General features: G+C 48.2%; 14 protein-coding genes, 1 tRNA gene, 1 rRNA gene and 1 pseudogene. 9 read left to right on the top strand and 8 right to left on the bottom strand.

Going from position 1 to position 13588, the window contains the following annotated elements; genetic code table 11:
• Positions 1–147: 147 nt before the first annotated feature.
• On the bottom strand, positions 148–2049 hold the full coding sequence (locus tag Q4Q57_RS07305; RefSeq protein WP_311890414.1) for a sigma-54-dependent Fis family transcriptional regulator: 1902 nt from the start codon (positions 2047–2049) through the stop codon (positions 148–150).
• A 260-nt stretch (positions 2050–2309) separates the two neighbouring features.
• On the opposite strand from Q4Q57_RS07305, the gene Q4Q57_RS07300 reads away from it, so the two are divergent.
• Positions 2310–3830, top strand: coding sequence for an aldehyde dehydrogenase family protein (locus tag Q4Q57_RS07300; RefSeq protein WP_311890413.1), 1521 nt, complete (start codon positions 2310–2312; stop codon positions 3828–3830).
• A gap of 216 nt (positions 3831–4046) precedes the next feature.
• Here Q4Q57_RS07300 and Q4Q57_RS07295 read toward each other — a convergent pair whose 3' ends face one another.
• Positions 4047–4808, bottom strand: a complete 762-nt coding sequence (locus Q4Q57_RS07295; protein WP_263169670.1) for an SDR family NAD(P)-dependent oxidoreductase — start codon at positions 4806–4808, stop codon at positions 4047–4049.
• Between the two features lie 159 nt (positions 4809–4967).
• Between Q4Q57_RS07295 and Q4Q57_RS07290 the strand changes: the two genes are divergently transcribed.
• Positions 4968–5891 carry a LysR family transcriptional regulator gene (locus tag Q4Q57_RS07290; protein WP_311890498.1) on the top strand — a complete coding sequence of 308 codons (924 nt, stop codon included), beginning with the start codon at positions 4968–4970 and terminating at the stop codon, positions 5889–5891.
• On the opposite strand, the pseudogene Q4Q57_RS07285 reads toward Q4Q57_RS07290, so the two are convergent.
• Positions 5877–6388 (bottom strand): annotated as a pseudogene (locus tag Q4Q57_RS07285) (hypothetical protein). The gene Q4Q57_RS07290 and the pseudogene Q4Q57_RS07285 overlap by 15 nt on opposite strands.
• A gap of 83 nt (positions 6389–6471) precedes the next feature.
• Complete coding sequence (locus tag Q4Q57_RS07280; protein ID WP_311890412.1) at positions 6472–6936, bottom strand: DUF2809 domain-containing protein; 465 nt, start codon at positions 6934–6936, stop codon at positions 6472–6474.
• 216 nt (positions 6937–7152) lie between these two features.
• On the opposite strand from Q4Q57_RS07280, the gene Q4Q57_RS07275 reads away from it, so the two are divergent.
• The 7 genes from Q4Q57_RS07275 (at position 7153) to Q4Q57_RS07245 (ending at position 11710) form a co-directional block, all read left to right on the top strand.
• The gene (locus tag Q4Q57_RS07275) at positions 7153–7740 is read left to right on the top strand and encodes a cytochrome b/b6 domain-containing protein (RefSeq protein ID WP_311890411.1); all 588 of its coding nucleotides are present in this window, start codon (positions 7153–7155) and stop codon (positions 7738–7740) included.
• Positions 7741–7793: 53 nt separating this feature from the next.
• The gene (locus Q4Q57_RS07270) at positions 7794–8240 is read left to right on the top strand and encodes a DUF1924 domain-containing protein (protein WP_311890410.1); all 447 of its coding nucleotides are present in this window, start codon (positions 7794–7796) and stop codon (positions 8238–8240) included.
• Positions 8241–8308: 68 nt separating this feature from the next.
• Entirely contained in the window at positions 8309–8872 is a 564-nt protein-coding gene (locus Q4Q57_RS07265; RefSeq protein WP_311890409.1) for a diacylglycerol kinase, read from the top strand.
• Entirely contained in the window at positions 8865–9131 is a 267-nt protein-coding gene (locus Q4Q57_RS07260) for a PepSY domain-containing protein (RefSeq protein WP_113941381.1), read from the top strand. Before Q4Q57_RS07265 ends, Q4Q57_RS07260 begins: the two co-directional genes overlap by 8 nt.
• A complete protein-coding gene (locus tag Q4Q57_RS07255; protein ID WP_012586486.1) occupies positions 9131–9790 on the top strand; it encodes a winged helix-turn-helix domain-containing protein in 660 nt (219 codons plus the stop codon). The genes Q4Q57_RS07260 and Q4Q57_RS07255 overlap by 1 nt, the downstream gene beginning before the upstream one ends.
• 5 nt (positions 9791–9795) lie before the next feature.
• A complete protein-coding gene (locus tag Q4Q57_RS07250; RefSeq protein ID WP_311890408.1) occupies positions 9796–11112 on the top strand; it encodes a sensor histidine kinase in 1317 nt (438 codons plus the stop codon).
• Positions 11113–11242: 130 nt separating this feature from the next.
• Positions 11243–11710 (top strand): GNAT family N-acetyltransferase, encoded by a 468-nt coding sequence (locus Q4Q57_RS07245; protein ID WP_311890407.1) that lies wholly within the window; start codon positions 11243–11245, stop codon positions 11708–11710.
• Between the two features lie 105 nt (positions 11711–11815).
• Here the strand turns inward: Q4Q57_RS07245 and Q4Q57_RS07240 are convergent, their stop codons facing one another.
• The 4 genes from Q4Q57_RS07240 to rrf form a co-directional block, all read right to left on the bottom strand.
• Entirely contained in the window at positions 11816–12013 is a 198-nt protein-coding gene (locus tag Q4Q57_RS07240) for a hypothetical protein (RefSeq protein ID WP_006079715.1), read from the bottom strand.
• A 411-nt stretch (positions 12014–12424) separates the two neighbouring features.
• Entirely contained in the window at positions 12425–12937 is a 513-nt protein-coding gene (locus Q4Q57_RS07235) for a DUF1993 family protein (protein WP_011845500.1), read from the bottom strand.
• A 344-nt stretch (positions 12938–13281) separates the two neighbouring features.
• A tRNA-Asp gene (locus tag Q4Q57_RS07230) sits at positions 13282–13358 on the bottom strand.
• A gap of 36 nt (positions 13359–13394) precedes the next feature.
• Positions 13395–13510 (bottom strand): 5S ribosomal RNA (gene rrf / locus Q4Q57_RS07225).
• Between the last annotated feature and the right edge of the window lie 78 nt (positions 13511–13588).

Raw genomic sequence — 13588 nt, 5'->3', positions numbered from 1 at the left:
ACAAAAAGTCACATTGTCAGATACTGAAGCTAGAGATTGTGGACTAAAACCTCTCGGTTTTAGTCTATTGCGAAGTGGATAAACGTGGAGTGATTAAGAGATATTTGGCGATTGATTGAGCTTCGTAACAAGAGCCGTAAGCGAGTATTAATCCTTAAGCCCCATCTGTTTTAATCGACGATACAAGGCATTACGACTGATCCCTAAACGCTTAGCGCATTGGCTAACATTACCATCACAGGCTTGGTATGCCTGCAGGACATTGCTATAAATCGCCTCATTTAGGGAATCCGATTGAACCTTTGTGACATTCGGCTCCACAGCGAACTTACCACTTTGCAGAGGTGATACTGAATGTTGACGGCTTACCTCCTTAAATTCTTCACATAAGGGTGCAGCTTGCAACAGGTCTTCTTTTAACGGCTCGCATGTGAGTTTGGCCGCCAGATAATCGGGTAAATGTTGCCAATTGAGGGTACTGTCTCCTTCTGCCATCAAGCAAGCGACTTGCATGAGGTTATCCAGCTCACGCAAATTCCCCGGCCAGTCGTATTGCATCATTTTCCCTAACAGTTCTGGGCAGATATCCTGCGCGGAGATACGATGTTTACGATGCAATTTATGGATAATACGCTCAATATCCTGCCGCTCCCGCAGCGCAGGCAAACGCACTTGCAAGCCATTTAATCGATAGAATAAATCCTGTCGAAACAGCCCTTGAGTCACCTGTTTTTCTAAATCCATATGGGTCGCGGCAATGATTTGGATATCGACTTTAAAGCTTTGATTACTGCCAACGGGCACCACTTCGCGCTCCTGCAATACCCTGAGTAAACGACTCTGGGCCGCCAGCGGCATTTCACCTATTTCATCTAAAAACAAAAAACCGCCGTGGGCTTGGCGAATTTTGCCGATAAATCCAGTGCGGTTCGCCCCAGTAAAAGCGCCCGCCTGATAACCAAAGAGTTCAGATTCGACTAACTCTGCAGGCAATGCCGCACAGTTCACCGCCACTAAGGGCTCGCTGCGCCGCGCACTCTGGGCGTGGAGCTTTTTAACAAACTGCTCTTTACCGACGCCGGTTTCACCAAGCACTAACAGCGGAATTTGCTTGGTGATCACCTTATTGGCATGTTGCCATGCGCGCTCAAGTTGAGGATCGCGAAATCGCACGCCCAGTTGATTAAGCGATTTATTACTAGTCGCTACCCGACTCTTGATGCTGGGAATATTTAAGGGCTGAGTCTGTAGATGCAAGTCTAAATGCTGATTAAAGCCACCCGCACGGCTCCAATTATCGCCTAAGTACTGCTCGACGGAATCGCCAACCTTGGCATGACTAAGCAATTGTTTCGCCATGGGATTGCACCCCACAATGCGACCATCACTATCGGCAATCACTATGCCCTGCCAACCCGAATTCAGTAAATTTGGCTGCGCCGCTAAATCGATTCGATAACGGCTATCGGGCAAGTGACACAAGAGCGCGGTCTCGACCTGCTGCGCCAAACTCGACACTAACATCAGCGTCTGCTGAGTGTGTCTTTGCTGCTCGCTGGTGATATCTATCACCCCGAGCATCTCACCTTGGGGGGAAAATATTGGGCAGGCGGTGCAACTCATAAAACGATTCTGGCGAATAAAATGCTGCTCACCCACCACAGATACGGCTTGTTTGGCGGTGAGTGCCGTCCCTATTGCATTGGTGCCTTTGTGCTGCTCGAGCCAATTCACCCCGATATCCAAAGCCACGTCCGCCAGTTTTGTGGAGTAGCGGCTCACGCCCCAGTACCTAAGCACATAACCCTCGGCATCGGAGAGCAAGAGTCGGCTATTAGAATGCGCCATCAACTGATTGAATAAAGGCAAAGCATGGGATTGCACTAATGCAATGAGCATTTGATATTGCTCATGTTTCTGCTTTAGTTCGCTGGCGTCGAGCCTAAGCTCTTGGGGTAACTGAAATTCTGACAAGCCAGCGCCAATGCTGCGCTGCCACGAATCGGCCAACCACGCCTGTGTCGATGGTAAATGCGGTTTAACTGTCATAGCCGTGCTCCCCCGAGCTGTGTTCCGTTTCAGCACACTTGAGTGTGCCGTTCGATGACAAAGTGACCACAGGACACACCTCACTCCCTGAGTGCCCATACTGTTTCAAATCTGCAAAATTAGCTTTTCATCATACTGTTAGCACAACAAGTGTACAACTCTTGCCAGTTTGGCACCCTCCTTGCGATGCACCTTAGGTATGTAAGTCTCAAGTGTTACGTTAGAGAACACTAAGCTAATCAACAAGAAGGAATGATTCTATGATTTATGCTCAACCCGGAACCGCAGGCGCAATCGTTAACTTCAAAGAAAAATATGCCAACTTTATCGGTGGTAAATGGGTCGCCCCGGTCAATGGCAAATACTTCGACAATCGCTCACCCGTAAATGGCCAAAACTTTTGCCAAATCCCGCGGTCCGATGCCCAAGATATTGAATTAGCGTTAGATGCCGCCCACACAGCTAAAGAAGCATGGGGTAAAACCTCAGTCACCGAACGCTCAAACCTGTTACTGCGCGTTGCCGATCGGGTCGAACAAAACCTCGAATATTTAGCCGTCGCCGAAACCTGGGAAAACGGTAAAGCGGTGCGTGAAACCTTAAACGCCGACTTACCCTTATTTGTCGATCACTTCCGCTACTTTGCCGGTTGTATCCGCGCACAGGAAGGCAGCGCCGCCGATATCGACGGCAACACAGTCAGCTATCACTTCCCAGAACCGCTGGGCGTGGTCGGCCAGATCATTCCTTGGAACTTCCCGCTCTTGATGGCGGCATGGAAAATCGCCCCAGCGCTAGCGGCGGGGAACTGTGTGGTACTCAAGCCTGCGGAGCAGACGCCGGTCTCGATTCTGGTCTTACTCGAGCTGATTGAAGACCTATTACCTGCGGGTATTCTTAACGTAGTCAACGGCTTTGGTGCCGAAGCAGGACAAGCACTGGCCACCAGCAAACGCATCGCTAAACTTGCGTTTACGGGCTCCACCGAAATTGGCTATCACATTTTAAAATGCGCCGCCGAATCCTTAATTCCATCGACCGTTGAGCTTGGCGGCAAGTCGCCTAACGTGTTTTTTGCCGATGTGATGGACCATGAAGACGAATATTTAAATAAGGCCGTCGAAGGCATGTTGCTGGCCTTCTTTAATCAAGGCGAAGTCTGTACTTGCCCATCACGGGTGTTAGTCCAAGAGTCGATTTTCGATCGCTTTATCGAAAAAGTGCTCGCCCGCGCGCAAACCATTAAGCAAGGCGATCCCTTAGATACCGACACTCAAGTAGGTGCTCAAGCCTCTAAAGAACAGTTCGATAAAATCTTAAGTTACTTGGCCATAGGTAAGGCTGAAGGCGCAGAAGTGCTACTTGGCGGCACACTTTGCCAACTCGATGGCGGCCAAAGCGAAGGCTACTACATCAGCCCAACCATTATGAAAGGCCACAATAAGATGCGTATCTTCCAAGAGGAGATCTTCGGCCCTGTGATTTCGGTCACCACCTTCAAAGATGAAGCCGAAGCCTTAGCGATCGCTAACGATACTGAGTATGGCTTAGGCGCTGGAGTGTGGACGCGAGACATGAACACGGCTCAACGTATGGGACGCGGCATTCAAGCGGGCCGCGTTTGGATTAACTGTTACCACGCCTATCCTGCCCATGCCGCTTTTGGCGGATACAAAAAATCCGGTATTGGCCGCGAAACCCATAAGATGATGCTCAACCATTATCAAAATACCAAGAATCTCTTGGTAAGTTACGATGTGAATCCACTGGGTTTCTTCTAAGGGGCTTTGTTAGGAGATTTATCTAAGATACTTTCTATAAAGGACGTCTCTAACCTTCTACAGCAGTTGTTCTTAGCGGTTGCAGCTAAGCGTTGTTGAAAATGGTGTATTAGCAGTGATTGCTGTGCAGAAGTCACATAAATAAGAAAGGGCGATTCGCCCTCTCTTTGTTTCTGCCTCACATATTAATAAATCAAATGGTTACACAAAAAGCACTTACAGAAACATACCACCTGAGGCTTCGATACGCTGGGCATTAATCCAAGCAGCCGCAGGCGATAGCAAGGCACTAATCGCGCCGCCGATGTCATCCGGTAAACCCACACGTCCTAACGCAGTTTGCTGCGCTAAAAACTGATTCATCTGTTCATTATCCCGTACAGCACCGCCGCCAAAATCTGTTTCAATCGCCCCAGGGGCAAGCACATTGACCCGAATACCCCTCGGGCCTAACTCCTTCGCCCAATACTTAGTCATAGTTTCGACCGCGCCCTTCATAGTGGCATACGCGCCAAATCCGGGAATCGCAAAACGCGTCAAGCCGGTGGAAATATTGACAATGCTTCCCCCATCAATCAGCTGCGGCAATAAGGTTTGCGTCAAAAAGAACGGTCCTTTGACGTGGATGTTCATCAAGGTATCGAACTGTTCAATACTGGTTTCCGCCATAGGCACATGAATCCCGATACCAGCATTGTTAATCAAATAGTTAAACGACTCCCGCTGCCAAGTCTGGGCTAATACAGTGCTCACTTGAGTGGCAAACTCGGCAAATGAGCCGCTATCGCTCACATCCAGCTGCAGTGCTACCGCTTTGCGTCCCAGCCATTCAATCTCGGCAACCACTTCAGCGGCCGCTGCAGCATTCGTTTGATAGGTCAGGATAATATCTATTCCCTGAGCCGCTAATTTCAGGGCCGTGTTTTTACCTAAACCGCGGCTAGCGCCAGTAATAAGTGCAATTGGAGTCGTATTCATGGTCAGTCCTTATAATCGTCGCTGGAAGTGAAACCTAAGCCTTGAGGCCTAATTAACTGCACACAGCTTATTACTTGCAATTAACGAGATAAACACACTATAAATGCTAAGACTGTTAGCCAATAAAGGACAATCGCCGTGCAAGATAGACTGCAAGCCATGCAAGATAGACTGCAAGCCATGCAAATTTTTATGCGGGTCGCTGAATTACAAAGCTTTACCCAAGCGAGCGTCAGCTTAGGTCTATCGAAAACCCATGTGTCGAATGTGGTGGCGCAGTTCGAAACCTTTCTAGGTGCGCGCTTGTTACAACGCACCACGCGGACGGTACGCTTAACCCAAGATGGTCAGAGCTGTTACGAGCGCTGTAAAAGCTTACTGGCGGAATTTCAAGAATTAGAAAGCCTGTTCCAACTACAAGCCGAGCAAGTGTCGGGACGGCTCAGAGTCGATATGTCGACGGGCATTGCCCGCAACTTAGTGCTCCCAAAACTGGCTGAATTTATTGAGCAATATCCGCATATCGATCTTGAACTGAGCAGCACAGATCGTAAGGTGGATGTCATTGCCGAAGGGTTCGACTGTGTGATTAGGGTCGGCAGTGTGCAGCAAGAAGGATTAATAGCGAAAAAACTGGGGCATTTTAAGATGCTGAACTGTGTCAGCCCAGCCTATATTGCCCAATACGGTAAACCCGAAAGCCTTGAAGATTTGACCCAACACAACCACAAACTCGTCCACTACGTAAGCCAATTAGGTGGCACTGACTCAGGCTTTGAATATCAAGCTCCCCACACTCATCAAGGGAACCTTACTATCCAACTGCCTAAATTGATTACGGTAAATAATGCCGATGCCTATAGCTCAGCCTGCTTGGCGGGGCTGGGGATAATTCAAGTTCCCAGCATTGGGGTGGCTAAATATTTACACACTGGAGAGTTGGTCGAGATCCTGCCAAATTACCCTGCGCCGCCCATGCCCGTAAGCTTGCTGTATCCCCACAGGCGGCATTTATCTAAACGCCTGCAAGTCTTTATGGCGTGGTTAAATCAGCAGATGACGCCGTTTTTAGTCCCACATTAGAGACTTTTCGATGGCCGCTAAACGCTGAGCCAATTCGGCCATAGCGGCGGCCGTTTGCGGATCGCTTTGGGGATCAACAACTTCAATCAGCTTAAGTTTCGGCCGCGCCGTTAACCAAGAGCAGCCCGCAGTAATGACTAAATCCAGCACAAACTGACCGTAATAGTGCAGTCGCAAGCGGTTATCGGCTATCGGCCAGTGTGAGTGCAGTAAAAATGAATCATACATTTGCGCTAAAGATGTCGTCGCAATGAGCTTAAACGCTTCATCAAGCAGACTAAACTCGGTTGATTCTTCGAAGGGACAATCAAAGAAGTAATGACCAAATACCCCGAGTTTTTATTGGGTAAAACGCAGCGGTATTGGCCTTCAATTACTCGACCAGCGATAAAAGTGTGAGTAGGTTGGCCATTGAAATACAGGAATATTTTCAGTGGATTAGGCTCAAGTCCATCAGTACGTGCTGTTAACAGTGAAAACCCCGTTATCGGTTGCATCCTTTACCCCACTTATCTCGCCTACCTATCTCGCCTACTTATCCGCGAAAACACATGCCACGCAGCTTTTGCGGATTCAAATACTAGGACTGACGGCTTTTCCAATAACAGCCCAATAAAATTAAGTAGCCAACAAAATATGCCAACAGATCGAGTGGATCGAAATGGCTACCTATCACTATCCGCGCCAAGCGATTTCCGCCCAAGCCTAGCTTGTCGACTAAACCCCAATACTGACCAAACTCGATAGCAAAGGCAAACAGCAATACCGCAAACGCCAGCCAAGGAGTTTGAAATAAGCGCTTAATGCCATCGCCGGTGTTTTTTGCTGCGGTATTTTCTACCGGATGGGTGACAGGAACGACAACGCGCGCCATGCAAAACAGCAAGATCACCACCAATACATCGCCCACAAAACCACGGATAAAACCCGCAGGCGCATATAAAGCGATTAAGACTTCAGTCAAAAATAATAAAACGGCATAAATAAAAAAGGATTTACGACTCGGATTGCGGCTGATGAAAGCGCGAATAACGGCGGTAGACATAGATAAGTTAGTCCCTTCACTCGGTTGAGGTGGCAGAATTTACCGTAATACCAAGAGGTTAACAAGTGAGCTTTCGTTAACATTTAAGGCTCGTCACCCAGGCAAGCGTGTCACTCAACCCCATCAACTCACTGAATGTTCGCGCCTCAAAATTTAAGCGAGGTTTAAGTTTGGGTTAAGTAGCCTACACCTAAACCCACTTAGGAGCGTCACACCATGTCATCAAACACACTGCAAACCATCAAAGTCTGGGACCTGTTGATCCGCATATTCCATTGGTCACTCGTCGGTTTTTTTGCCTTAGCCTACCTCACTGAAGGCGAAGACGAGTGGATGACCATCCACAGTTACGCAGGTTACAGCATCTTAATTTTACTGGTGTTTCGTCTGCTGTGGGGCGTGATTGGTACCCACAATGCGCGCTTTAGCAACTTTATCACTCGCCCTAAAGAAGTGCTGGTGTACCTCAAAGGGCTCATCACAGGCAAAGCCAAAGACTACATAGGCCATAACCCCGCTGGAGCAATGATGATAGTGGCCTTGATTGCCAGCATCGCCATCACGGGATTCTCAGGCATGGCTCTATACGCCACCGACGGACACGGCCCATTAGCCACGAGCTTTTTCGCCACTTGGCCCGAAGGCGCCATAAAAGAAGTCCATGAATTCTTTGCCAACTTCACCGTGTTCCTTGTGGTCATCCATGTTGGCGGCGTCATCGTCAGCAGCCTGCTACACAAAGAAAACTTAGTCAGAGCCATGGTCACGGGCAAGAAACAACGCCCAGTGGAACAAAAAGATTAATCCATTAGCCATTTTGCTTAGCAACAAGACATCCAGCCCAAAAGGAATGCCCTATGAACAGATTAACCAGATACACGAATAAAAGTCGCCTTGCTATCGTCGCGATTTCAACCTTGCTGCTAACTAGCCTTAGCGTTAGCGCCGCTAACAGTAAAGTGCAAAGCCTGCCACTGAGCGCCGAGCGTATTGGCACACAACTGCAACGCTATCAAGCCCAAGGTGCTGGACCTTTTAGCGCCGCCGCGGGACAAAAGCTTTGGCTACAGGACATGGACGGGCGCAGCTGCGCCAGTTGCCATACCGCCAAAGTCACCGACATGGGGATGCACCAAAATACCCGTAAACCCATTGACCCTATGGCGCCGTCGATTACCGCAGATCGGTTAACCGACTCAGCCAAAATTGAGAAATGGTTTACCCGTAACTGTAACTGGACCTTTAAACGCGACTGCACGCCGCAGGAAAAAGGCGATGCCTTACTCTGGTTAAGCCAGCAATAACTGCAATTTTTCAATCAATTAAATTCACTGCCTTCAATTCAAGGTAACGGCACAAAAAGGAAGATATCATGACTCAACAAGCACACCCTATTAGCTGGCTCCTCGGCTCATCACTCACAGCCGCGGCATTAGCCATTGGCGTTATCGGCATCAGCCTAACCTTAACTGGCACAGGCTATGCGGACGATGGCCGCGAGCTCAGCCGCGCTGTTCCACAGAATGCGGAATACACGGCAGAATGTGGTAGCTGCCACATGGCCTATCCAGCCAATTTACTCCCCGCCGACAAGTGGCGCGCCATTACCGCAAATCTTGAGAATCACTTTGGTGACAACGCCAGCGTAGAGCCTCAAGTCACTGCCAGAATTGAGGAATATCTAGTTCTACATGCCGCGCAAAATGGTAAAGTGATGAAAAACAGCACGCCGCTGCTCGTAGGTTCTGGGCCGCATAAGATCACAGAACAGGCATTTTTTATTCGCAAACACGATGAGATCCCAAGACGTATGGTGCAAGATAACCCCAAAGTCGGCTCATTCAGTCAATGCAGCAATTGTCACAACCTCGCAGAGAAGGGCATATTCGATGAAGATACCGTTAATATTCCTGGCTTTGGCCGTTGGGATGATTAGCAGCCCCAGCTGCAATGCCCACGACGATGATCTTTCAAACAAGGTGGTCGAGTGGGTTAAGGAGGGCAAAGTTTTGCCCTTCGACACCATAATGCAACGCTATGAATCACGGCTAAAGGGACGGTTACTCGATCTCGAAGTCGAGCAGAAACATGGTCGTATCATCTACGAGCTCGAAATCCTCCGCGAGGATGGCATAGTGTATGAAATCAAGATTGACGCCAAAACCGGCGAGTGGCTAAAGGAAAAGGTCGACTGATGCGTTTGCTATTGATTGAGGATGATACCGATCTGGTCGCGCGCCTCATTCCCGCCCTTAACAAGGCGGGTTATACCGTCGAGCACGCCGATAACGGTATCGACGGTGCCTTTTTAGGCGAAGAAGAAAACTTCGAAGCCGTGATCCTCGATCTCGGTTTACCAGGCAAACCCGGTTTACACGTCCTCGGCCAATGGCGACAAAAAGGCTTAGCCATGCCAGTGCTGATCCTCACCGCCCGCGATGCGTGGCACGAGCGGGTCGATGGCCTCAAGGCGGGTGCCGATGATTACCTCGGCAAGCCTTTTCACATCGAAGAACTACTCGCAAGGCTCGAAGTGTTGATCCGCCGCCACTTTGGCCGCGCCGACAATGTGTTGCAACATGCGGGCGTTTCCCTCGATGTCGACAAACAAGCCGTCACCAATGTCGACGGTGAAGTGATAGAGCTGACTAAGATTGAATATCGCCTACTGCATTATTTAATGGTCAATCCCAGTAAAATCGTCTCTAAGTCAGAGCTCAGTGAACGCATTTACGAAGAAGATCAAATCAAAGACAGCAATGTTATCGAAGTGTACGTCAACCGCCTGCGTCAGCGCTTAGGCAAGGATTATATCGAAACCCGTCGCGGCCAAGGTTATCGACTCAAGGAGTAAAAGGCGTGTATTCACTCAAGGGTTATCTGACGCGCAATCTGCTGATCACGCTCACCTTTGCCATGGTGCTGTTACTGTATTTTCTGTACCAAGGTATCCAAATATTAACCCAAGACTTTGTTGCCTCGCGATTGCAACACGATGCCGACAGCCTGATCTCCGCCCTGAATAACCATCCCGATGGCACCTGGGCGCTCACCACCGACCGCTTGCCCAATGTGTACCACAGGGTTAATTCTGGGCATTATTTTGCGATTCAAATCGGCGAGCAAACCCTGCGCTCACGCTCCCTATTCGACCATAACGTGAACATGCCAAAACTGACCGCCGGTGAGCACCACCAAGCCACTGAGTTTGTCGGCAAAGAACATTGGCTGATGTTCAGTCAGGCCGTAATCAAAGATGATCAATTAGTTATCCTGTGGGTGACAGAAGACATCAGCGAGCTCGAACAGACCCAAGTGCAATTTTTAGCCTTTGCCAGCGCTGCGGTGTTGCTCACGATTGTTATTCTATTAATGGCGCAGTATCAGCTACTGAAACGCGGCTTTAAACCCTTAGAGCAGATGCCCGAAGCCATACGGCAAATGCGCACCCAAGGGCAAGAAATCAATCCAGATCAAATGCCGAGCGAAATCATCCCGCTGATTGAGGAGATAGATCGCTTAGTCAATCAATTGGGCCAGCGAGTGCAACGCTCCCGTAATGCCCTAGGTAACTTAGCCCACGAAATGAAACGTCCGCTACAAGGGCTGCAGTCCTACCTAGAAAGCCTTCCACCGGAACAGAGGAGTGAGGGCAGCAAGGTGCTCGCAAATCTGCACCACATCATCGAGAGAGAGCTTAAGCGCACTAAGATTGTCGGCCTGTCCACTCCAGGGCGTTATACAGTGCTCGATGAAGATCTCGCGCCGCTGATTCAAGTGATGCAGCGTATCTACCCAGACCGCATTATTCATAGCCATTACGCGAGCGGCTTAGTGATGCCGTTTGATCGGGATGACTTACTCGAACTCTTAGGCAATTTACTGGATAACGCCTGTAAACATAGCCGCAAGAACATTGAGATCCGTATAGTGCATCAAACGGCTGCCACCGCAGGTTATGGGATCATAGTGAGTGATGATGGCGAAGGCGTCTCCGATGCCGCATTGTCGATTATCATCGAGCGCGGCATTCGGTTAGATGAAAGCATCCAAGGCCATGGCTTAGGATTATCTATCTGCAAAGATATAGTCGACAGTTATCAGGGCGAACTTAGCTTTAGCCACGCGCAACAAGGTGGACTCGAAGCCAGCGTATTTCTGCCACTCCCAAGTTAAGCGGTATACTCAGTCAAACCTGCTCAATCAAACCTGTCGCCACATCATTCAGACCAGCGAACAGACTTAAGTATTCGCGCCATAATGTCGCACCATTAAGCCCTTTGCATAACACACGTCAGAGATTTATATGAAAGTTATCGACCTAAAATCGGCCCCGCAGCACATTCCACAGCTGGCACAATGGCATCATCAAGAATGGGCACATTTAAGTTCCGCGAACGCCACAGTCACCACACTCATTGAGCAGATGAGCGAGTACCTCACCGACGCCGCCATTCCTAAGATGTTTATCTGTGAAGACGCTAACCAAGTCATGGGCTCCTCCTCATTAACCGCAGCAGATATGGATACCCGAACCGACTTAAGCCCTTGGCTGGCGAATGTGTATGTTAATCCACACTATCGAAATAAAGGCTTAGGGAAATTATTAGTCAATGCCGTCGTTGATTATGCCAAAGCACTCGGATTACAAAAAATCTATTTGTTTACCGCAGACAAAGCAGAGTTTTATCAAACGCTTGGTTGGTCAAAGATTTCACGGGAAGATTATATGGGCGAGATGGTCACGATAATGGAATATGAATTTAAGAAGTGAATGTTTAAGGAGAGTGAGCAAGCCCCACGACGGGCGTCGTGAAGCTGTACATGCTGGCTAAATATCTAGATGTGATATCCAATACTTAGCGACAAGCCAATGGCTTTAGTCAATTTCTATATCCACGCCGAAACGATTGGATAGTTGGCGTTGCTCGTGCAGAATTTCAATTCGGCGGCGAGTGTCTTGGGTCAACTTGTCTTTGAGGCGCAAACCACTAGTAATGGCGGCTTTTTTTGCTTTCTTGCTCTTAGTTGTCGTTGCATCCGTTGGACTCTCGACGGCTTGAGATTCGATAGACATAGCTAACTCCTTTAATTAGAACCTTAAATAGGCTCTTCCAGTAAATCCCTGCTCAAAACGAACAAACAGGTCATCTTTATAATGAGTCAATTCGCCATTCACTATTTAAGTAATAGATAATTTGGCGACTCATAAACTTACGGCCCATATCATTTACCTAAGCCAACAAAATTAAATTACATGCTAACAGGATAAAAATAATCGAGACGTAAGGTCGAAATGAAAAACTGAGTATTGATTGACTTCATCGGCGTAACAGAACCCTAACGAGCCCTAAATTTCCAGCGACAAAGCGGCATAACATAGGTAGAGAAAGAACAGGTGGTAATGCAGAAAGGTTGGTAAGCTCAAGCGGCAAAGCGCTGCTGCGCAACAATTAGGCTGCGCAACAGTACTACATCTAGCCTAGATTTACGACTTATATGGCATAGCGCCAAGGTAATCTTTCTTGCCAATTTCAACACCGTTGTGGCGCAAAATCGCGTAGGCTGTTGTTACATGGAAGTAAATGTTCGGAATCGCATGCTCAATGGCAAACTCATAACCCGTAAGATATTTTCCTTCCCAACGCGGTTGTGAGACATGGATCGTGGCCGCATTAGCAAAATCATCCGCTTTGAACGTCGCTAAGTAATCTAATACTGAGCTAATACGCGCTTGCAAATCAGCTAAAGTCGTTTCGCTATCATCGTGCTTTGGGACAGTATCTAAGTTATCGGTCAAACGTGCGACGCCAATTTTGGCAGTATCGCAGGCAATTTGAACTTGGCGGATAAGGTTAAATTGATCCGGCGCTAAACGTGAGTTTAATAGCACAGCCATATCGACTTTCTTGAGGTTTGCGAAGCATTCGCCCTTTTCAAGAATAACGCTTAAATTTTTCAGCATCTTGCTAAATTGTACAACCGTTAAATCATAAAGCATGGCATTGACCTCAGTGATGGACGCTACAAAACTGCAGCACTTAAGACTATCTTGGGGCAAATAACTCAATTTCAATCATTCTTGGAATTTAAGTATTTGCTTAACAATAAACACACCTAAATAAGCCCTATTAAGCAGCTAAAAATGACAAGAAACAGGTGGAACCTTGTGAGGAAGAGCATTTATTAAGCGAAAAGAGGTTGATATTCAAACAGAGAAACAGTGGTAGACGGTACAAAATTTGGACAATTGAACGAATAACAGCTTGAGATATCACCAATAATGTTGATTTCTCCACAACGAAAAAAGCCTCTACATTGCTGTAGAGGCTTTCATCTTTATGTTGGCGGAGCGGACGGGACTCGAACCCGCGACCCCCGGCGTGACAGGCCGGTATTCTAACCAACTGAACTACCGCTCCTTTAGTCTAACGTTTGCACGTTAACCTAAATTAGGCGCTTGGCGATGACCTACTCTCACATGGGGAGACCCCACACTACCATCGGCGCGTTTGCGTTTCACTTCTGAGTTCGGGATGGGATCAGGTGGTTCCACAAGGCTATTGTCACCAAGCAAATTCTGTTTATTACCGTGTCCATCTCTGGACCACGTTAATAATAATTCGGAAAGCTGATTTTCTTTGTTTGAGTT

This window comes from Shewanella sp. SP2S2-6 (assembly GCF_031931965.1).
GTDB lineage: Bacteria > Pseudomonadota > Gammaproteobacteria > Enterobacterales > Shewanellaceae > Shewanella > Shewanella baltica.
Note: the sequence above shows the minus strand (reverse complement) of the source record. Positions and strands in the feature narration are given on the sequence as shown.